16 protein-coding genes are annotated in these 20,445 nt (G+C 70.6%); 13 read left to right on the top strand and 3 right to left on the bottom strand.

What is annotated here, in order from left to right:
• Positions 1-53 precede the first annotated feature (53 nt).
• The 4 genes from ACIHIX_RS37635 to ACIHIX_RS37620 all read left to right on the top strand — a co-directional run bounded on the left by ACIHIX_RS37635 (position 54) and on the right by ACIHIX_RS37620 (position 5,314).
• A complete protein-coding gene (locus ACIHIX_RS37635) occupies positions 54-2,156 on the top strand; it encodes an MMPL family transporter (RefSeq protein ID WP_399964384.1) in 2,103 nt (700 codons plus the stop codon).
• A 66-nt stretch (positions 2,157-2,222) separates the two neighbouring features.
• Positions 2,223-2,387, top strand: a complete 165-nt coding sequence (locus ACIHIX_RS37630; protein WP_399964383.1) for a hypothetical protein — start codon at positions 2,223-2,225, stop codon at positions 2,385-2,387.
• A 121-nt stretch (positions 2,388-2,508) separates the two neighbouring features.
• Positions 2,509-3,759 carry an Ig-like domain-containing protein gene (locus tag ACIHIX_RS37625; protein WP_399964381.1) on the top strand — a complete coding sequence of 417 codons (1,251 nt, stop codon included), beginning with the start codon at positions 2,509-2,511 and terminating at the stop codon, positions 3,757-3,759.
• 169 nt (positions 3,760-3,928) lie between these two features.
• Positions 3,929-5,314, top strand: coding sequence for a glycoside hydrolase family 16 protein (locus ACIHIX_RS37620; protein ID WP_399964379.1), 1,386 nt, complete (start codon positions 3,929-3,931; stop codon positions 5,312-5,314).
• A gap of 248 nt (positions 5,315-5,562) precedes the next feature.
• Here ACIHIX_RS37620 and ACIHIX_RS37615 read toward each other — a convergent pair whose 3' ends face one another.
• On the bottom strand, positions 5,563-6,456 hold the full coding sequence (locus ACIHIX_RS37615) for a helix-turn-helix domain-containing protein (protein ID WP_399964377.1): 894 nt from the start codon (positions 6,454-6,456) through the stop codon (positions 5,563-5,565).
• 160 nt (positions 6,457-6,616) lie between these two features.
• On the opposite strand from ACIHIX_RS37615, the gene tkt reads away from it, so the two are divergent.
• Genes tkt through ACIHIX_RS37575 form a run of 8 tightly spaced genes read left to right on the top strand, consistent with a single transcriptional unit; the run spans position 6,617 to position 16,936 of the window.
• Positions 6,617-8,701: a transketolase gene (gene tkt / locus ACIHIX_RS37610; protein ID WP_399964375.1), complete on the top strand. Its 2,085-nt coding sequence runs from the start codon at positions 6,617-6,619 to the stop codon at positions 8,699-8,701.
• A gap of 19 nt (positions 8,702-8,720) precedes the next feature.
• Positions 8,721-9,866: a transaldolase gene (tal, locus tag ACIHIX_RS37605; RefSeq protein WP_399964373.1), complete on the top strand. Its 1,146-nt coding sequence runs from the start codon at positions 8,721-8,723 to the stop codon at positions 9,864-9,866.
• Complete coding sequence (zwf, locus tag ACIHIX_RS37600; protein ID WP_399964371.1) at positions 9,863-11,413, top strand: glucose-6-phosphate dehydrogenase; 1,551 nt, start codon at positions 9,863-9,865, stop codon at positions 11,411-11,413. Before tal ends, zwf begins: the two co-directional genes overlap by 4 nt.
• Positions 11,410-12,348, top strand: a complete 939-nt coding sequence (gene opcA, locus ACIHIX_RS37595) for a glucose-6-phosphate dehydrogenase assembly protein OpcA (RefSeq protein ID WP_329332622.1) — start codon at positions 11,410-11,412, stop codon at positions 12,346-12,348. Before zwf ends, opcA begins: the two co-directional genes overlap by 4 nt.
• The gene (gene pgi, locus ACIHIX_RS37590; RefSeq protein WP_399964369.1) at positions 12,341-13,987 is read left to right on the top strand and encodes a glucose-6-phosphate isomerase; all 1,647 of its coding nucleotides are present in this window, start codon (positions 12,341-12,343) and stop codon (positions 13,985-13,987) included. Before opcA ends, pgi begins: the two co-directional genes overlap by 8 nt.
• A gap of 1 nt (position 13,988) precedes the next feature.
• Complete coding sequence (gene gnd, locus ACIHIX_RS37585; RefSeq protein WP_399964367.1) at positions 13,989-14,864, top strand: phosphogluconate dehydrogenase (NAD(+)-dependent, decarboxylating); 876 nt, start codon at positions 13,989-13,991, stop codon at positions 14,862-14,864.
• Positions 14,865-14,871: 7 nt separating this feature from the next.
• Entirely contained in the window at positions 14,872-15,459 is a 588-nt protein-coding gene (locus ACIHIX_RS37580; protein WP_399964365.1) for a histidine phosphatase family protein, read from the top strand.
• Between the two features lie 46 nt (positions 15,460-15,505).
• Complete coding sequence (locus ACIHIX_RS37575) at positions 15,506-16,936, top strand: membrane-associated oxidoreductase (RefSeq protein WP_399964363.1); 1,431 nt, start codon at positions 15,506-15,508, stop codon at positions 16,934-16,936.
• Here the strand turns inward: ACIHIX_RS37575 and ACIHIX_RS37570 are convergent.
• Together ACIHIX_RS37570 and ACIHIX_RS37565 are read right to left on the bottom strand one after the other, a co-directional pair.
• Positions 16,923-18,710: a bifunctional sugar phosphate isomerase/epimerase/4-hydroxyphenylpyruvate dioxygenase family protein gene (locus tag ACIHIX_RS37570; RefSeq protein ID WP_399964361.1), complete on the bottom strand. Its 1,788-nt coding sequence runs from the start codon at positions 18,708-18,710 to the stop codon at positions 16,923-16,925. The two genes, ACIHIX_RS37575 and ACIHIX_RS37570, sit on opposite strands and share 14 nt — an antisense overlap.
• 15 nt (positions 18,711-18,725) lie before the next feature.
• Positions 18,726-19,601: a shikimate dehydrogenase gene (locus ACIHIX_RS37565; protein ID WP_399964359.1), complete on the bottom strand. Its 876-nt coding sequence runs from the start codon at positions 19,599-19,601 to the stop codon at positions 18,726-18,728.
• Between the two features lie 159 nt (positions 19,602-19,760).
• Between ACIHIX_RS37565 and ACIHIX_RS37560 the strand changes: the two genes are divergently transcribed.
• A complete protein-coding gene (locus ACIHIX_RS37560; protein ID WP_399964358.1) occupies positions 19,761-20,426 on the top strand; it encodes a TetR/AcrR family transcriptional regulator in 666 nt (221 codons plus the stop codon).
• Positions 20,427-20,445: the final 19 nt, after the last annotated feature.

The raw sequence follows: 20,445 nt of genomic DNA, 5'->3' as shown, positions 1-20,445 counted from the left end.
CCCTTCCCCGCGAGCCTGAGGGCATGTCAACCGACGCCTCGCCGGGAGGGACCGTGCTCTCCACACTCGCCCGGACGGCCACACGCCGTCCGCTCACCGTCATCGCCCTGTGGGTGCTCTTCCTGCTGCTCGGCTTCGGGCTCGGTACGGGCGTCTTCGGACGCCTGTCGGACAACGTGCCCGAGGTGCCGGGCACCGAGTCGGAGGCGGCCGCGGAGTATCTCGACCGGGTCGACCCGTCCGGCGACTCGATCACCGCCGTCGTCGAGGGCACCGCCGTCACCGACCCCGCGCTGCGGGCCCAGGTCGAGCGGGCGGTCGCCGACGTACGCGGGGTCGCCGGCGTGGCCGCCGTACCGGACCCGTACACGACCCCCGGTCTGGCCGCCGAGGACGGGCGGGCGCTCCTCATCCCCGTGGCCCTGAAGGGCGGTCTCGGCGACGACGCCGAGGAACGGGCCGTGAACGACGCGGCCGACCGGATCAAGGAGATCGACGCACCCGAAGTCCATGTCAGCGGCGGTCCGTTGCTGGGGCTCCAGATCGGCGAGAAGGCCCAGGAGGACGTGCGCAACGCGGAGTTGATCTCCCTGCCCGTCGTCCTCGCCCTGCTCCTCGTCGTCTTCGGCGGGCTGCGCTCGGCCGCGCTGCCCCTCGTCATCGCGGTGAGCGGCATCGCGGGCGCGTTCCTGGCGCTGTTCCTGTTCAGCTCGGTCACCGACATCTCCGTGTACGCGATCCAGGTGACCACGATGCTGGGGCTCGGACTGGCCGTGGACTACGCCCTGTTGATGCTGGTCCGCTTCCGTGAGGAACGCCGCAGGACCGAGGACGTGGTGGAGGCCGTGCACCGTACGGTCGCCGCCGCCGGACGGACCGTGCTGTTCTCCGGGCTCACGGTGGCGGTCAGTCTGACCGGGCTGCTGGTCTTCCCGAGCGTCTTCCTGCGCAGCATGGGCCTGGCCGTGGCCGCCGTGGTCGTCGTCGACATGCTCGCGGCGGTCACGCTCCTACCCGCGCTGCTCACCCGCTTCGGCGGGAAGATCCCACCGGCGAAGGACCGGCCGGAGAGCGAGGGAGGGCGGGTTTTCGCCCGCCTGGCCCGCTTCTCCGCACGCAACCGCATCGCCGTGCCGGCCGTGATCGTCCCGGCCCTGCTGGTCCTCGCCCTGCCCGTCACCGGCATGCGGATCAACCTCGGCGACGCCCAGCAGCTGCCGTCGAGCACCGAGGCGCGGCTGCTGTACGACACCGTCGGCGCCCACTTCCCGCCGGGCACCGGTGTGGCCACGGTCACCGTCGTCCTCAAGCCCGGCACCGACGCCGCGACCGCCGACCGGATCCGCGCCCTGTCACCGCGCGCCGAGTCCCGGGAGCTGCCGAACGGCACCACGGTCGCGGAGCTGCCGCCCTCCGGCGGTGTGGACGGGGACGCGGCCACCGGCCTGGTGGAGCGGGTCCGTGACCTGCGCGGAACAGCGCCGGTCGAGGTCACGGGACCCGCCGCCCGGCTCGTCGACTTCCGGGCCATGCTCGCCGACCGGGCGCCCTGGTCCGCGCTGACCGTGCTGGCCGGCATCTTCGTCCTGCTCTTCGCCTTCACCGGCTCGGTCCTGATCCCGCTGCGCACCATCGCGACGACCCTGCTCAGCCTCGGTGCCGCGCTCGGCGCGGTGGTGTGGGTGTTCCAGGACGGTCACCTGGCCGGACTCCTGGGCGCCGAGGGCCTCGGGTCGCTGAGCCTGACGGCACCGCCGCTGATCATCGCCATCGCCTTCGGTCTCGCGATGGACTACGAGCTGTTCATCCTGGCCCGGATGCGGGAGGCGCGGCGGGCCGGCGAGGACGACCAGGAGGCCGTCGTGACGGGTCTGCGCCGCTCGGGACGGGTGGTGACCTGCGCCGCGCTGCTCCTCGCGGTCGTGTTCGGCGCCTTCATGACGGGCGGCTTCTCCCCCATCCTCCAGATCGGGCTCGGGCTCACCCTCGCGGTGCTGATCGACGCCACCGTCGTCCGTATGCTGCTCGTCCCGGCGACGATGGCGCTGCTCGGGCGGCGCGCCTGGTGGGCGCCGAGGCCGCTGCGCCGGGTGCACGACCGGTTCGGGCTGAGCGAGGAGGCGCCGGCCGCGCCGCGGGTGCCGACGAACGTCTGACGGCGGCAAGCGGGGCCCGGCTTTCCGGCCGGGTCCCGTTTCCTGTGGGGCGGCTATGGTCTTTTCATGGGTGGGGACACGGGGGAACGGCCCACGCGGCCGTGCGAATGGTGCGGTGTGCCGGTCGAGCAGCCGCGCGGACGGTGGCGTCGGCGGAAGTTCTGCAGCAAGGCCCATCGGCGCAGGAACCGGGTGATGGACGCCGTGTTCGAGTTCCTGGACTTCTGGTAGCGGTCCGCCCCGGGCGGGTCCTCACCGGAATCTCAGCAAGCGGCACGGAGATTCAAAGGATCGCCACATCTGCGCGACGCAGGATGCCCACGCAAAGGCGGATATCTCAGGAAGGCCTGCCGTGGGCGTCTCGCACATATCGAACCGTTCCGACCAGCCGTCGCAGGGGTGGTCGCGGCGCGGAGTGCTCACCGTGCTCGGTGTCGTCCCCGCCGCGGTGCTCACCGGGTGCAGCGGGTCGGCCGACGCCACGGAGGAAGCCAAGGCGACGGCTTCGGTGAAGTCCGCCACGGCGAAGAAGCCGGTCGTCACGGTCAGCCCGGCCGACGGCACCAGGAAGGCCGCGTTCACCAGCCCCGTCGAGGTCACCGTGACCGACGGCACCCTCGCGTCCGTCGAGGTCGGCGGGAACGACGGCTCGACGCTCGACGGCACCTTCGACGACGCGAGGACCACCTGGACGTCGACGGAGAACCCGTATTCGGGGACGAAGTACACGGTGACCGCCCAGGCCGAGGGAGCCGACGCCGAGACCGCGACCTTCACCACCAGGTCGCCGGGCGAGACCTTCGTCGGCTACTTCACCCCCGAGGCCGGTTCGACGTCCGGCGTCGGCATGCCGGTCTCGATCAACTTCACGCACGCCGTCTCCGATCGGGCCGCCGTCGAGAAGGCCATCACGGTGACCGCCGAACCGGCCGTCGAGGTGGTCGGCCACTGGTTCAGCGACACCCGCCTCGACTTCCGGCCCGAGACGTACTGGGCGGCGGGCACCACCATCACCCTCGGTCTGCGCCTGAAGGACGTCGAGGGCACGGACGGGGTCTACGGCGTCCAGTCCAAGGACGTCACCTTCCACATCGGCCGCGAGCAGATCAGCACCGTCGACCTGTCGGCCAAGGAGATGGTGGTCAAGCGGGGCGGGGCGACGTACGCCACCTATCCCGTCTCCGGCGGCGACGCCGACCACACCACCTGGTCCGGGATCATGGTGATCAGCGAGCGGTTCAAGGAGACCCGGATGGAGTCCTCGACCGTCGGGCTCGGCGACGAGTACGACATCTCCGACGTCCCGCACGCCCAGCGCCTGACCACCTCCGGCACCTTCATCCATGGCAACTACTGGGCGTCCACCTCGGTGTTCGGCAGCCAGAACACCAGCCACGGCTGTGTCGGTCTGCACGACGCCAAGGGCGCGAACGACAGCTCGGTGCCGGGCTACAGGTTCTACGACAGCTCGATGCTCGGCGATGTCGTCATCGTCAGGAACTCCGGTGAGAAGACGGTCGATCCGGCGAACGGGCTCAACGGGTGGAACCTGTCGTGGTCGGACTGGAAGGCGGGGAGCGCGCTTAAGGGCAGCGCGCTTTAGGGCGTATGCGCCCTTCATGACCTGAACTTGCCTGGAACGAAAGGACTTTCCTTGCTTTAAGTCTTGACGGCCTCTCTGCCGGAGAGCACATTGGGCCCACTTTGAGAGCGCTCTCAAAGGTTCTCAAAAGGTACCCGCGCACCCATCTCCGTACCCGAGAGGCACCCCCATGAGCGAATCCTCCGGCATACCCAGACGGCGACGGGCCCTCGTCGCCGTCCTCGCCACCCTCGGCCTGGCGGCGGCCGTGGCCTCGGCCGCGACCCTCCCCGCGAACGCCTCCGCGCCCACGCCCCCCTCAGGCTGGACGCAGGTGTTCCTCGACGACTTCAACGGCTCCGCCGGAACCGGCGTCAACACCTCCAACTGGCAGTACGCGACCGGCACTTCCTATCCCGGCGGACCGGCCAACTGGGGCACGGGCGAGGTCGAGACGATGACGTCGAGCACCAGCAACGTCGCGCTCGACGGCAACGGCAATCTGCGCATCACCCCGATCCGCGACTCGGCAGGCAAGTGGACGTCGGGCCGCATCGAGACCAACCGCACCGACTTCCAGCCCCCGTCCGGCGGAAAGCTGCGGGTCGAGGCGCGCATCCAGATGCCGAACGTCACCGGCACGGCGGCCGAGGGCTACTGGCCCGCCTTCTGGATGCTGGGCGCGCCCTACCGCGGCAATTACCAGAACTGGCCCAGCGTCGGCGAGCTGGACATCATGGAGAACGTCCAGGGCATGAACCGCGTGTGGGCCACCGTGCACTGCGGCACCAACCCGGGTGGCCCGTGCAACGAGACGACGGGCATCGGCAACAACGTCGCCTGTCCTGGCTCGACGTGCCAGTCGGCCTTCCACACCTACACCATGGAATGGGACCGCTCGGTGAGCCCCGAGACGATCCGGTTCCTGGTCGACGGCACCCAGTTCCACTCGGTCAACGCGAGCCAGGTGGACGCGACGACCTGGGCCAACGCCACCAACCACGGCTTCTTCGTCATCCTGAACGTGGCGATGGGCGGCGCCTTCCCGGACGCGTTCGGCGGCGGCCTGGACAGCGGCACTCAGTCCGGTGTGCCGATGACCGTGGACTACGTCCAGGTGCTGTCGGCCAGTGGGAGCGGTACCACGCCGCCGCCCTCGGGCAGCCGGGACGCCTACAGCGCCATCCAGGCCGAGTCCTACAACAGCCAGTCGGGCACGATCACCGAGACCACCACCGACACCGGTGGCGGCCAGAACATCGGCGCGCTGGCCAACGGCGACTGGGCGCTCTTCCAGAACGTCAACTTCGGCTCCACCGCGGCCACCCAGTTCGTCGCCCGGGTGGCGAGCGGTGCGGGCAGCGGGGTCAGCGGCCTGGTGGAGGTACGCCTCGACAGCCGCTCCAACGCTCCCATCGGCAGCTTCGCCCTCGCCAACACCGGGGGCTGGCAGTCCTGGCGGACGGTCCCGGCGAACATCTCGTCGGTGACGGGCACGCACGACGTGTATCTGACGTTCACGAGCGGCCAGCCGGCGGACTTCGTGAACGTGAACTGGTTCAACTTCGGCCACTGACGGACCTGTTGGTGAGGGGCCTCGCGGAAGCGGGGCCCCTCGCCTCGCGGTCGTGGGCCGGGGCGCGGCCGACGGCGGGGAACGAGGACGGTACCCGGGTCCGTCCGCCGACCCGGCGCCACCGTCCGGCCCCCCGACCCCGGAACCTGGCTGCGCGCCGTCTGCCCCCGTGCCGCCCGTGACCTCGCCCTCGCCGAAGAGGACCGCTTCCCCCTCGACCGCACGACCCCGTGCACGCCGTCACGGACTCAGCGCAGTTCCGCCCGGAACGCCACCGGCGTCTGTCCCGCGTGGAGCTGGAAGAACTTCGAGAAGTTCGCCGCGTCCGCGAACCCCACCGCCGCCCCCACCCGCCCGATGGGCAGGTCCGTGTGGGCCAACAGGCGCTTCGCCTCCAGGACCACCCGCTTGTCGATGAACCCCTTCGGTGTCTCCCCCGTCGCGGCGCGCACCGCGCGGACGAGCGTCCGGCGGGAGTAGCCGAGGGCGTCGGCGTACGCGCTGACGCTGTGGTTCGCGGCGAAGCCCCGCTCCACGGCGTCCCGGAAGAGGGTGAAGGTCGTGTCCGACTGCCCCCGCGCCGCCTCCTCGGAACTCGCGGCGAGATGGGCCAGACGGAGGAGAAACGCCGTCAGGGAGTGGCGCAGGACGGCCGTGTGCAGGCTCAGCGGGAGGGTCTCCGTGTCCTTGTACTCGCGGCGCAGATGCGCGAGGGACGCCCCCAGGCCCGCCAACTGCGCCGCGTCGGGGTGCAGGAGCGGCGGCAGGTCGTAGCGGTACAGGCCGGTCGCCTCGACCGTCGCCCGGGGCAGAAAGCCCGGTTGCATGGTCAGGACCGTTCCGCGGTACCCGCTGAACTTCGAGAAGCGGTGGACCTGGCCGGGGCGGATCCACAGCACGTCGCCGGCGTACGCCTCGTACTCGGCGAAGTCGATCATGTGGCGGACGGGGCCCTTGTCGAAGAGCATCACGACATGGAAGTCGATGCGGTGGACGCGGTGCAGCGGGGCGTCCGCGTGCCAGGTGCGGTGCGGGCCCATCGGACCGACCTGCATGCCGACGCCGCCCTCGCTCAGCTCGACCGGAAAGGGGAACGTTCTGATTCCGTCGCCGTCCCCGCCTTGGGGTGTTCTGTCCGCCATGTCCTTCTCGCGCCGCCCGATCAAGCCGTCCCGTGTCCCACTTTCACCACAGGCTGACACACCTCGACCTTCCCTCGTAAAAGTCAGACTTTTAGAGTCGAACGCGTCTCACCAGGAACGATGCACGAATCCATGAACTCTTGAAGAGGACTGGTCACAGATGAGCACGCAGACACCGGGCGGCGCGGACGGCTTCGCATGGACCGAACTCGACCGGCGTGCCGTCGACACCGCCCGTCTGCTGGCGGCCGACGCCGTGCAGAAGGTCGGGAACGGCCACCCGGGGACGGCCATGAGCCTCGCCCCGGCGGCGTACACGATCTTTCAGAAGCTGATGCGGCACGACCCCGCGGACCCCGAGTGGACCGGACGGGACCGGTTCGTCCTGTCCCCGGGGCACACGTCGCTGACGCTCTACACGCAGCTCTTCCTCGCCGGGTACGAGCTGGAGCTCGATGACCTGAAGGCGTTCCGGACCCAGGGGTCCAAGACGCCCGGTCACCCCGAGTACGGACACACCGCGGGCGTCGAGACCACCACCGGTCCGCTCGGACAGGGCGTCGCCAACGCCGTCGGAATGGCCATGGCCGCCCGTTACGAGCGCGGCCTGTTCGACCCGGAGGCCGCACAGGGCGAGTCCCCGTTCGACCACACCATCTGGGCCATCGTCTCCGACGGTGACCTGGAGGAGGGCGTCTCCGCCGAGGCCTCCTCCCTCGCCGGGCACCAGAAGCTCGGCAACCTGGTCTTCCTCTACGACGACAACCACATCTCCATCGAGGGCGACACCGCCACCGCCTTCTCCGAGGACGTCCTGAGGCGCTACGAGGCCTACGGCTGGCACACCCAGCGCGTCGAGCCCACCGGCGACGGCGACATCGACGTACCGACCCTGTACGCGGCGCTGAAGGCCGCGCGGGACGAGACCGAGCGGCCCTCGATCATCGCGATGCGCACGATCATCGCCTGGCCCGCCCCCAACGCCCGGAACACCGAGGCCTCGCACGGCTCGGCGCTCGGCGCGGACGAGATCGCGGCCACCAAGCGGGTGCTGGGCTTCGACCCGGAGCAGACCTTCGAGGTCGCCGACGAGGTGCTCGCGCACAGCCGCCGCGCCCTCGACCGTGGCGCCGAGGCGCACGCCGCCTGGGACAAGCGGATCGCCGAGTGGCGTGCGGACCAGCCCGAGCGGGCCGCGCTGTTCGACCGGGTGGTCGCCGGTCAGCTGCCCGAGGGCTGGGAGGACGCGCTGCCCGTCTTCGAGGAGGGCAAGTCCGTCGCCACCCGCGCCGCCTCCGGCAAGGTGCTCCAGTCGCTGGGTGCCGTGCTGCCCGAGCTGTGGGGCGGCTCCGCCGACCTCGCCGGCTCGAACAACACCACCATCGACAAGACCTCCTCCTTCCTGCCGCAGGGCAACCCGCTCCCCGAAGCGGACCCTTACGGCCGTACGGTGCACTTCGGCATCCGTGAGTTCTCGATGGCGGCCGAGATGAACGGCATCGCCCTGCACGGCAACACCCGCATCTACGGCGGCACCTTCCTGGTGTTCTCCGACTACATGCGCAACGCCGTCCGCATGGCCGCGCTCATGCAGCTGCCCGTCACCTACGTCTGGACCCATGACTCCATCGGGCTCGGCGAGGACGGCCCCACCCACCAGCCGGTCGAGCACCTCGCGTCGCTGCGCGCCATCCCGGGCCTGAACGTCGTCCGGCCCGCCGACGCCAACGAGACCGCGATCGCCTGGGCCGAGATCCTGAGGCGGCACAGCACCAAGCCCGCCCCGCACGGCCTCGCCCTCACCCGGCAGGGCGTCCCGACGTACGCCCCCAACCCGGACGCGGCGAAGGGCGGTTACGTGCTTCAGGACACCGAGAAGGACACCCCGGACGTCGTGCTCGTCGCGACCGGCTCCGAGGTGCAGCTCGCCGTGGCCGCGCGGGAGCGGCTGGAGGCCGAGGGGATCGGCACCCGGGTGGTGTCGATGCCGTCCGTGGAGTGGTTCGAGGAGCAGTCGCGCGAGTACCGGGACAGCGTCCTTCCGCCGTCCGTGCGAGCCCGCGTCGCAATCGAGGCCGGGATCGGTCTGACGTGGTACCGGTTCACAGGTGACGCAGGACGCATCGTCTCTCTCGAACACTTCGGCGCCTCCGCCGATGCCCAGACCCTTTTCGCCGAGTACGGCTTCACCGCCGAGAACGTCGCCGCCGCAGCCAGGGAATCCCTCGCCGCCGCGCGTGGTTGATCCGACCGCCAGAAAGAAGATGATCACTGTGACCGAAGCAACCGCGACCGCGGGAGCACTCAAGCGCCTGTCCGACGAGGGCGTCTCCATCTGGCTGGACGACCTGTCGCGCAAGCGGATCGAGTCCGGGAACCTCGCCGAACTCGTCGCGAACAAGAACGTCGTCGGCGTCACCACCAACCCCTCCATCTTCCAGGCCGCCATCGGCTCCGGTGAGGGGTACGAGGAGCAGCTCACCGACCTCGCCGTGCGCGGCGTGACGGTCGACGAGGCCGTACGGATGATGACGACCGCCGACGTGCGCGCCGCGGCCGACGTGCTCCGGGGCGTGTACGACGCGACCGACGGCCAGGACGGCCGGGTCTCCATCGAGGTCGACCCGCGCCTCGCCCACGAGACGGCCGCCACCATCGCCGAGGCCAAGCAGCTGGCCTGGCTGGTGGACCGCCCCAACGTCATGATCAAGATCCCGGCGACGAAGGCCGGTCTCCCGGCGATCACCGAGGTCATCGGCCTCGGGATCAGCGTCAACGTCACGCTGATCTTCTCGCTGGAGCGATACCGCGAGGTCATGGACGCCTACCTCGCCGGTCTGGAGAAGGCCGCCGCGAAGGGCATCGACCTCTCCACGATCCACTCCGTGGCCTCCTTCTTCGTCTCCCGCGTCGACGCCGAGATCGACAAGCGGCTGACGGTGCTCGGCTCGGACGCGGCCCTCGCCCTCAAGGGCAAGGCCGCCCTCGCCAACGCGCGGCTCGCCTACGAGGCGTACGAGGAGGTCTTCGGCGGCGAGCGCTGGACCGCCCTCACCGGCGCCCACGCCAACAGGCAGCGTCCGCTGTGGGCCTCGACCGGCGTGAAGGACCCGGCGTACAAGGACACCCTGTACGTGGACGAGCTGGTCGCGCCCGGCACGGTCAACACCATGCCGGAGGCGACCCTGAACGCCACCGCCGACCACGGCGAGATCACCGGCGACACCGTCACCGGCGGTTACGCCCAGGCGCGCGCCGATCTGGCCGCCGTAGAGGCTCTCGGGGTGTCGTACGACGAGGTCGTGCGGCAGCTGGAGGACGAGGGCGTCGCCAAGTTCGAGGTGGCCTGGAACGACCTGCTGGCCACCGTCACGAAGTCGCTGGACAGCAAGGGGGTGGACGCGGAATGACCGACACCACCGCGACCGAGGCGGTCGACTGGGACAACCCCCTGCGCGACCCCCGCGACCGACGGCTCCCCCGCATCGCCGGTCCCTCCGGGCTCGTCATCTTCGGGGTCACCGGTGACCTGTCCCGCAAGAAGCTGATGCCGGCCGTGTACGACCTGGCCAACCGCGGCATGCTGCCGCCGGGCTTCTCGCTCGTCGGGTTCGCCCGGCGGGACTGGGAGGACCAGGACTTCGCGCAGGTCGTGCACGACTCGGTGCGCGAGCACGCGCGGACGGAGTTCCGCGAGGAGGTCTGGCAGCAGCTCGCCGAGGGCATGCGGTTCATCCCGGGCGACTTCGACGACGACCAGGCGTTCAAGCAACTAGCCGAGGCCGTAAAGGAGTTGGATGCCTCTCGGGGCACCAGCGGCAACTACGCCTTCTATCTCTCCGTACCGCCGAAGTTCTTCCCCAAGGTCGTCCAGCAGCTCAAGAAGCACGGGCTGGCGGACGCTCCCGAGGGGTCCTGGCGGCGGGCGGTCATCGAGAAGCCGTTCGGCCACGATCTCGCCAGCGCGCGGGAGCTGAACGCGCTCGTGCACGACGTGTTCGACCCGGAGCAGGTCTTCCGCATCGACCACTACCTCGGCAAGGAGACCGTCCAGAACATCCTGGCGCTCCGCTTCGCCAACCAGATGTACGAGCCGATCTGGAACCGGTCGTACGTCGACCACGTACAGATCACCATGGCCGAGGACATCGGCATCGGCGGTCGGGCCGGGTACTACGACGGCATCGGTGCCGCCCGTGACGTCATCCAGAACCACCTCCTCCAGCTCATGGCGCTCACCGCCATGGAGGAGCCGATCGCCTTCGACGCGGACGCGCTGCTCACCGAGAAGCTGAAGGTGCTGAAGTCGGTGCGGCTGCCGAAGGAGCTCGGCCGGCACACCGTGCGCGGGCAGTACGCGACCGGATGGCAGGGCGGCGCCAAGGTCGCCGGCTATCTGGAGGAGGACGGCATCGACCCCAAGTCGAAGACCGACACCTACGCGGCCATCAAGCTGGAGATCGACAACCGCCGCTGGGCGGGCATCCCCTTCTATCTGCGCACCGGCAAGCGGCTCGGCCGCCGGGTCACCGAGATCGCGGTCGTCTTCAAGCGCGCCCCGCACTCCCCCTTCGACTCCACGGCCACCGAGGAGCTCGGGCAGAACGCCATCGTCATCCGCGTCCAGCCGGACGAGGGCATGACCGTGCGGTTCGGCTCCAAGGTTCCGGGCACCTCGATGGAGATCCGGGACGTGTCGATGGACTTCGCCTACGGCGAGTCGTTCACGGAGTCCTCGCCCGAGGCGTACGAGCGGCTCATCCTGGACGTCCTCCTCGGCGACGCCAACCTGTTCCCCCGCCACCAGGAAGTGGAAGAGTCCTGGAAGATCCTCGACCCGATCGAGGCGTACTGGGCACGGCACGGCAAGCCCGCGCAGTACGCGTCCGGCAGCTGGGGACCGAAGGAAGCCGACGAGATGCTCGCACGAGACGGACGGAGCTGGCGCAGGCCATGAAGATCGACCTGACCGACACCACGGCAAGCAAGATCAACAAGGCGCTGGTACAGGGGCGCCGCGCCATCGGCACCCCGGCCGTGGGCATGGTCCTGACGATGGTGATCGTCACGGACGAGGAGAACGCCTACGACTCGATCAAGGCGGCCGAGGAGGCCTCGCACGAGCACCCCTCGCGCACCCTGGTCGTCATCAAGCGGCACGCCCGCACCCCGCGCGACCGCCAGGCGTCCCGGCTGGACGCCGAGGTCCGGGTGGGCGCCGACGCCGGCACCGGCGAGACGGTGGTGCTGCGCACCTACGGCGAGGTGTCCGACCACGCCGACTCGGTCGTCCTGCCGCTGCTGCTGCCGGACGCGCCCGTCGTCGTGTGGTGGCCGGTGGACGCGCCGCAGAACCCGGCGAAGGACCCGCTGGGCGCGCTGGCCCAGCGCCGGATCACCGATCTGTACGCGGTGGAGAACCCCCTCGACGTCCTGGAGACCCGGGTCCGCTCCTACGCGCCCGGCGACACCGACCTCGCCTGGACCCGGCTCACCCCGTGGCGCTCCATGCTGGCCGCGGCTCTGGACCAGGCCCGCGCGAAGATCGTCTCGGGGGCGGTGGAGGCCGAGGCCGACAACCCGGCCGCCGAACTGCTCGCGCGCTGGCTGGAGGCGCGGCTCAAGGTGAAGATCGACCGGATCGTCACCGCGGGTCCTGTCGTCACCGCCGTGCGCCTGGGCACCGCGGACGGCGAGGTCGTCATCGACCGCCCCGAGGGCCCGCTGGCCACGCTGTCCCTGCCGGGCCAGCCGCCGCGCACCCTCGCGCTGAAGGTCCGCACCACCTCCGAACTCATCGCCGAGGAGCTCAGGCGCCTCGACGCGGACGAGATGTACGCCGTCGCCCTGCGGGGCGAGGGCCGCGCCAAGGAGACCCCCGCCCATGTCTGACTCACCCCTGTTGACCCGTCGCCCCGAGTGGACGGCTCTGGAGGACCACCGCGCCGAAGGGCTCGCGCGGCTGCGGGAGTTGTTCGCCGGCGACCCCGGGCGCGCCGAGCGGTACGTCGTGCGCGTGGGTGATCTGCGCATCGACTACTCCAAGCACCTGATCACCGACGAGACGCTGGCCCTGCTCCAGGAACTGGCCACCGCCACCGATGTGTTCGGCCTGCGGGACGCCATGTTCCGCGGCGAGAAGATCAACCTCACCGAGGGCCGGGCGGTCCTGCACACCGCGCTGCGGGCGGCGCCGGACGCGGTGGTCGAGGTCGACGGCGAGAACGTCGTCCCGCAGGTGCACGCCGTGCTCGACAAGATGAGCGACTTCGCCGACCGGGTCCGCTCGGGCGAGTGGACCGGCCACACCGGCAAGCGCATCCGGAACGTCGTCAACATCGGCATCGGCGGCTCCGACCTCGGTCCGGCGATGGCGTACGAGGCGCTGCGGCCGTACACGGCACGGGACCTGACGCTCCGGTTCGTGTCGAACGTCGACGGCGCCGACCTGCACGAAGCCACCCGAGACCTGGACCCGGCGGAGACGCTGTTCATCGTCGCGTCCAAGACCTTCACCACCATCGAGACGATCACCAACGCGACCTCGGCCCGGTCCTGGCTGCTCCAAGGGCTCGGCGGTGACGACAAGGCGGTCGCCAAGCACTTCGTGGCGCTGTCGACCAACGCCGGTAAGGTCACCGAGTTCGGTATCGACCCGGACAACATGTTCGAATTCTGGGACTGGGTCGGCGGCCGCTACTCCTTCGACTCGGCGATCGGCCTCTCCCTGATGATCGCCATCGGCCCGGACCGCTTCCGGGAGATGCTCGACGGCTTCCGCATCGTCGACGAGCACTTCCGCACCGCCCCCGCCGAGGCCAACGCCCCGCTACTGCTCGGCCTGTTGGGCATCTGGTACGGCAACTTTCTCGGCGCCCAGTCGCACGCGGTGCTGCCGTACAGCCACTACCTGTCCAAGTTCACCGCCTACTTGCAGCAGCTGGACATGGAGTCCAACGGCAAGTCGGTCCAGCGTGACGGCCGGCCCGTGGACTGGCAGACCGGGCCGGTGGTGTGGGGCACGCCCGGCACCAACGGGCAGCACGCCTACTACCAGTTGATCCACCAGGGCACCAAGGTGATCCCGGCGGACTTCATCGGCTTCGCGCGTCCCGTCGGTGAGCTGAGCGACGAACTCAAGGCCCAGCACGACCTGTTGATGGCCAACTTCTTCGCCCAGACGCAGGCCCTCGCCTTCGGCAAGACGCCGGACGAGGTGCGGGGCGAGGGGGTGCCCGAGGAGCTGGTCGTCCACAAGACGTTCAAGGGCAACCACCCGACGACGACGATCCTCGCCCGTGAGCTGACACCGTCCGTGCTCGGCCAGTTGATCGCGCTGTACGAGCACAAGGTGTTCGTGCAGGGCGCCGTCTGGAACATCGACTCCTTCGACCAGTGGGGCGTCGAACTGGGCAAGGTGCTCGCCAAGCGGGTCGAACCCGCGCTGACCGAGGGCGCGGACGTCCCCGGTCTCGATGCCTCGACCGCCGCCCTGGTGGCCGCCTACCGTGAACTGAAGGAAGTGCACTGAAATGCAGCTCGGACTCATCGGCCTCGGCAAGATGGGTGGCAACATGCGCGAGCGGATCCGCCGCGCAGGGCACACCGTCATCGGCTACGACCGCAACCCCGAGGTCTCGGACGTGGCGAGCCTCGCCGAACTGGTCGCCAAGCTCGAAGGCCCGCGCGTGGTCTGGGTGATGGTCCCGGCCGGCGCCCCGACCCAGTCGGTCGTGGACGAACTGGGTGACCTGCTCTCCGCCGGCGACACGGTCGTGGACGGCGGCAACTCCCGCTGGACCGACGACGAGAAGCACGCCGAGGAGCTGGCGGCCAAGGGCATCGGCTTCGTCGACGCGGGCGTCTCGGGTGGTGTGTGGGGTCTGGAGAACGGCTACGCGCTCATGGTCGGCGGCGACGCCGAGCACGTGGCGAAGGTGCAGCCGGTCTTCGACGCCCTCAAGCCCGAGGGTGACTTCGGCTTCGTCCACGCCGGCAAGGTCGGTGCCGGGCACTTCGCGAAGATGGTCCACAACGGCATCGAGTACGCGATGATGCAGGCCTACGCCGAGGGCTGGGAGCTCCTGGAGAAGGTCGACTCCGTCACCGACGTGCGCGAGGTCTTCCGCTCCTGGCAGGAGGGCACGGTCATCCGTTCCTGGCTGCTCGACCTCGCGGTCAACGCCCTGGACGACGACGAGCACCTGGACAAGCTGCGCGGTTACGCACAGGACTCCGGCGAGGGCCGCTGGACCGTCGAGGCGGCCATCGACAACGCCGTGCCGCTGCCCGCGATCACCGCGTCCCTGTTCGCGCGGTTCGCGTCCCGTCAGGACGACTCCCCCCAGATGAAGATGATCGCGGCGCTGCGCAACCAGTTCGGCGGCCACGCGGTCGAGTCGAAGTAGGCGCACCGTGGGGGATCTCCTGCTGGTCCGCCACGGGGAGACGGAGTGGAGCGTGTCGGGACAGCACACCAGCTGGACCGACCTGCCCCTCACCACCCACGGTGAGGAGCAGGCCAAGGCGCTCGCTCCGCTCCTGTCCTCACGGACCTTCTCGCTCGCGCTCACCAGCCCGCTGGGCCGCGCGATACGCACCGCCGAACTCGCTGGTGTCACCGGGGCGTTGCCCTACGACGACCTGCACGAATGGGACTACGGCGGCTACGAGGGTGTCACCACCGTCGACATCCACCGCACCCGTCCCGACTGGTACCTGTGGACGGACGGCGTGCCGCCCGGCCCCGAGGGCCATCCGGGCGAGTCGCCCGCCGAGGTCGGCGCCCGCGCCGACCGGGTGCTGGCCCGCGTGGACACGGCCCTCCCGCAGGGGGACGTGGTCCTCGTGGCACACGCCCACTTCCTGCGGGTCCTCACGGCCCGCCGGCTGGGCCTGGACCCGGCGGACGGACGCCTCTTCCAACTGGCGACCGGCACGGTGAGCCGGCTGTCGACGGAACACGACCGTCCGGTGATCGCCGAGTGGAACACCCGCAGCTGAGAACGCACCGGCGTCATGCGGAGTTGTGGCATTAGAGTCTCGCGTGATGGACCTCAATGATCTGACTCCGGCCGAACTGCGGGTGTGGGAGGCGTTTCCGACCGGCGCTGCCGTGGACTTCCAGGGCAGCGCCGAACGGACCTTGCGGGCCGTGGTGTTGCGGGCGCTGATGCTGAACGGGCCCGTGCAGGACGGAGAGATAGCCGCGTTGAAGGTGGCGGGCGCGAGGATCACCGGTGCGCTCGATGTCCAGCACGGGACGGTGGAGCGGGTCGTACGGCTGAGCAACTGCGAGTTCGACGAGGCACCGCGGCTCTACGGCAGCCAGTTCCGGCAGCTCAACCTCCGCGGCTCCGTGCTGCCGGGCCTGGCGGGCGGGACCATGCGGGTGGAGGGCGTGCTCAGGCTGACGGACTGCCGGTTCCGGGGGCCCGTCACCCTCGGCGGGGTCCAGATCGGCGGAGCCCTGTTCATGGACCGCGCCGTGTTCCGCGCCTCCGACGACTCGGACGAACCCGCCCTGCGCCTCAACCACTCCTCCGTCGGCGAGGACCTCGTGGCCCCCGGTATCCAGGTCCACGGCCGCTTGGTGTGCAACGACGCCTCCGTCGACGCGTCGGTCAACCTCCTGGACGCACGGCTGGAGAACCCCGGCGGCACGGCCGTCGACGCCCAGACCCTGTCCGTGGCGTCCGACGTGCACGCCAGGCGCCTCACCGCCCTCGGCCGGGTCGATCTGCGCGGCGCCCGTGTCACCGGCCGACTCGATCTCGCGCACTCCCGGTTGTCGCACCCCGGCCGCACAGCGCTCCAGGCGAGCAGCGCGGTGATCGGCGAGTTGTGGCTCAACGAGGCCGAACCCCTGAACGGCTCGGTGAACTTTCGGCAGACCCAGACCGACCTCCTGCGTGTGGCACCGGAGACCCTGGCCGGCGACGTGCGGCTCAACGGCCTCAGCTACACCATGCTGTCCCCCCACGTCCCCGCCGAGCGCTGGCTGCCGGTGTTGCGGCGGGACGTCGACGGCTATGTCCCGCAGGCCTATGAGCAGTTGACCGCGTTGTACCAACGCATCGGCGACGACCACGCCGCCCGGCTCGTCCAACTCGCCAAGCAGCGCCGCCTGCGCACCACCCGCGCCTGGTACGGCCGCCTGTGGGGCCACCTCCAGGACGTCACCGTCGGCTACGGCTTCCGCCCCCTGCGCGCGCTCGCCTGGCTGCTCTCGCTCCTCGCCGTCGGCTCGATGGTGTACGCCCTGCACGAGCCGCCGCCGCTCAAGTCGTCCGAACACCCCGATTTCAACCCGGTGTTCTTCACGCTCGACCTGCTGCTGCCGGTGATCAGCTTCGGCCAGGAAGGCGCCTTCGCCCCCAAGGGCGGGTACCAGGCGCTCTCCTACGCCCTGGTGATCACGGGCTGGATCCTCGCCAGCACCGTGATCACCGGCATCACCCGCACGGTCAGCCGCCAGTGACGGCGTGCTGCGCGGCAAGGCGCACCGGCGCGTTCTGGGCGCCGTACCCGCGATAGCCGCCGTCCCGCTGGACGAGTTCGAAGAAGACGCGTCCCACCGTGCGGGTGTAGCAGTGCCTGAACTCCCCGTGCGCGTCCCGGTCGTAGAGGATGCCGAGCTCTCGGTACGTCTCCAACTCGCCGTCCGCGAACTCGAACCGGGCGGCCAGGTCGTCGTAGTAGTTCGCCGGGATCGGCAGCACCCGGCCGCCCGCCGCCCCGAAGCGGCGGACCGCCCTCACCACGTCGTCCGTCGCCAGCGCGATGTGCTGGGCGTGCACGGTGTCGTCGGTCGGGGCCGCGCCCACGGACAGCGCGATCCGCACGCTGCCGTCGGCGTTGGTCACCGCGCGGCTGCGCATGAGGCCGTACGGGTCGGCGACGTCCACGCTCTCCTGGGCGTGCAGCCCGAGCACACTGCGGTGGAAGAGCGCCGCCTCGTCGAACTGGTGCCAGGGCTGGACGAGAGCGAGGTGGTCGATGCCTCGTACGCCCCCCATGTCCTTGGCGTCCGTCACCTCCTCGAAGTCCGCCCGCCAGTTGGGTAGTTCGGGGCGGTCCGTCGCGCAGAAGAACAGCTCCGTGCCGTCCGGCGCCGCCACCGCGTCCAGCGGAGCGTCCTGCGCCGCCCGCCTGCGCGGCAGCACCGGTGCCAGGAGTGCCTCCGCCCGCAGGGCCGCTCCCACCGGGTCCGGTGACTCCAGGCCGATCGCGGCGAGGCCGGTACCGTCCCGGCGCCCGGCCGGTCCCGTGTTGACCAGCAGCCGCGCCTCGCCCTGCTGCCACAGATCGACCGGCTTGCTGCGGTGCCGTGCGGTACGTGCGAAGCCGAGCGCCCCGAGCAGCGCGGCGACCGGTTCGGCGTCCGGCGTGACCAGCTCGGCGAAGGCCACACCGGTGGGCACGACGGGTGCGGGCGGGGTCGTGACGCCGACCGTCTCCTGCAACAGCAGGAGCGACCGGTGCGCGTCCACCGCCGTCGGGCCCGCCTCGGCCTGCCGGTAGACGTCGTTGAAGACCTCCAGCGACAGGGGCCCGGCGTACCCCGTGTGCAGGACGCGGCGGACCAGGTCCGCGACGTCGAAGCCGCCCTGGCCCGGGAAGCAGCGGTAGTGGCGGCTCCACTGCAGGACGTCCATGGCGAGCAGCGGGGCGTCCGCCAGCTGGAGGAAGAAGATCTTCTCGCCGGGGATGTCCTCGATGCCCTTGGGGTCGCTGCCGCGGGACAGGATGTGGAAGCTGTCCAGGCAGGTGCCGAGCGCGGGGTGGTCCGCCGCCTCGACGATGTTCCAGGCGTGGTCGTACGTGCTGACGTGGCGGCCCCAGGCGAGCGCCTCGTAGGCGACGCGGATGCCGGACTCCTGGGCCAGCGCGGCCAGTTCGCGCAGCTGCTCGGCGGCCAGCGCGTCGTCGTCCACGGCCAGCGGATGGACGCTGGAGCAGACGAGGACCGTGTCCGCGCCGAGCCGGCCCATCAGCTCGAACTTGTGCCGGGCCCGGCGCAGGTTCGCGGCGAACACCTCCGCCGGTACCGCCTCCATGTCCCGCATCGGCTGGTAGAGGTCGACGGTCAGCCCGAGGTCGGCGCAGCGCGCCCGGACCTCCTCCGGGGTGAGCGGGCTGGCGAGGAGGTCGTTCTCGAAGATCTCCACCCCGTCGAAGCCGGCCCGGGAGGCGGCGGTGAGCTTCTCGGTGAGCGAACCGCTGAGGGAGACGGTGGCGATGGACGTACGCACGGGCGGTACCTCTTCCTACTTCGGCGCGCTGACGGCACCCGCCAGTTCCCCGATGTCGGCGAGCATGCGCGCCGCGTCGGGTTCCCGGCCGGTGAAGAGACGGAAGGCGTCCACGGCCTGGAAGGCGGCCATGCCGCCGCCGTCCAGGGTGGCGCAGCCGATGGCCCGGGCCGTGCGGAGCAGTTCCGTCTCCAGCGGGCGGTAGACCACTTCCGCGACCCACAGCCTCGGGTGGAGGAGCTGGGCCGGGAAAGGAAGTCCTGGGTGGGCGGCCATTCCGGTGGGGGTGGCGTGGACGATGCCGTCGGCGTCCGCGAGAAGGTCCGGCAGCCGGTCGGGGGTGGCGTGCGCGGCCCGGCCCGCGCCGAAGTGGCGGTTCAGGGCGGCGGCGAGGTCCGCCGCCCGGTCGGCCAGCGCGTCGACGACGGTGACCCGCCCGGCGCCGAGGGTGAGGGTGGCATGCGCGACGGCCGCGCCCGCGCCGCCCGCGCCGAGCTGGACGACCCGCTCCAGCGGTACGTCGGGCAGGCCGCGGGCGAAGGAGGCGGCGAAGCCGGTGACGTCGGTGTTGTGGCCGACGGCCCGGCCGTCCTCGAAGATGACGGTGTTGACCGCGCCGAGCGCCTCGGCCTGCGCGGACAGCGCGTCGAGATGCTCGATGACCAGCTGCTTGCACGGGTGGGTGATGTTGAGCCCGTCGTAGCCCAGGTCGCGGGCGGACCGGACCAGGTCGCCGACCGCCTCCGGCGGGACACCGAGGGTGTCGATGTCGATGAGCCGGTACACATAACGCAGGCCCTGACGGTCGGCCTCCCGCTCGTGCAGTGCCGGGCTGAGGGAGGGGCCGATGCCCGCGCCGATCAGTCCGACGAGATACGAGTCCTTGGCCACGCGGACCTCCTGAGCGGCTCACAATGTACGAACTAGTGAGTTAGTCATAACACCGGGGACCTGCGCTTGGGAAGCCCTCACCCGCCGCACGAGCGCAGCCGCCTTCTAGAATCTGCGGCACGCGGCCCCACAGCCCCGCCCTACGCCCGAAGGAACCCGATGACCAGCGTCGAAGAACCGGCACGACCCAACGGGCGCATCCGTGACGCCGCCCGCACCAAGGCCGAGATCCTCGACGTGGCCACGCGCGAGTTCGCCCGGGTCGGCTTCGCCGGGGCCCGCGTCGACGACATCGCGGCCCTCACCAGCACCACGAAGCGGATGATCTACTACTACTTCGGCGGCAAGGAGCAGCTCTTCACGGCCGTCCTGGAGCGGGCGTACGGCGTGATCCGCGAGGCCGAGCAGGGGCTCGACGTCGAGCATCTGGACCCGGTCGCCGCCATCCGGCGCCTGGCGGAGCTGACCTTCGACCACCATGAGGCGCACCCGGACTTCATCCGCCTGGTGAGCATCGAGAACATCCACGAGGCCGAGCACATCGCCGCCTCCGAGGAGCTCGGCAGGATCGGCTCGCCGGCCCTGGACGTGATCCGCCGGATCCTGAAGTCGGGCCAGGAGTCGGGGCTGTTCACGGCCGACGTGGACGCCGTCGACCTGCACGCGATGATCAGCTCGTTCTGCTTCTTCCGGGTCGCCAACCGGCACACCTTCGGCGCCCTCTTCGGCCGCGACCTGGTCGACCCGGCTCAGCGGGAGCGCTACCGGAACATGCTGGGCGACATGGTGATCGCGTATCTGACGGCGGACCGCGCCGGCGACTGAGCCGGCGACCGGGTTCGGC

It is taken from the genome of Streptomyces sp. NPDC051913 (genome assembly GCF_044593635.1).
In the GTDB taxonomy this organism is placed as follows: domain Bacteria; phylum Actinomycetota; class Actinomycetes; order Streptomycetales; family Streptomycetaceae; genus Streptomyces.
This window is presented reverse-complemented; position numbering and strand designations above follow the sequence as displayed.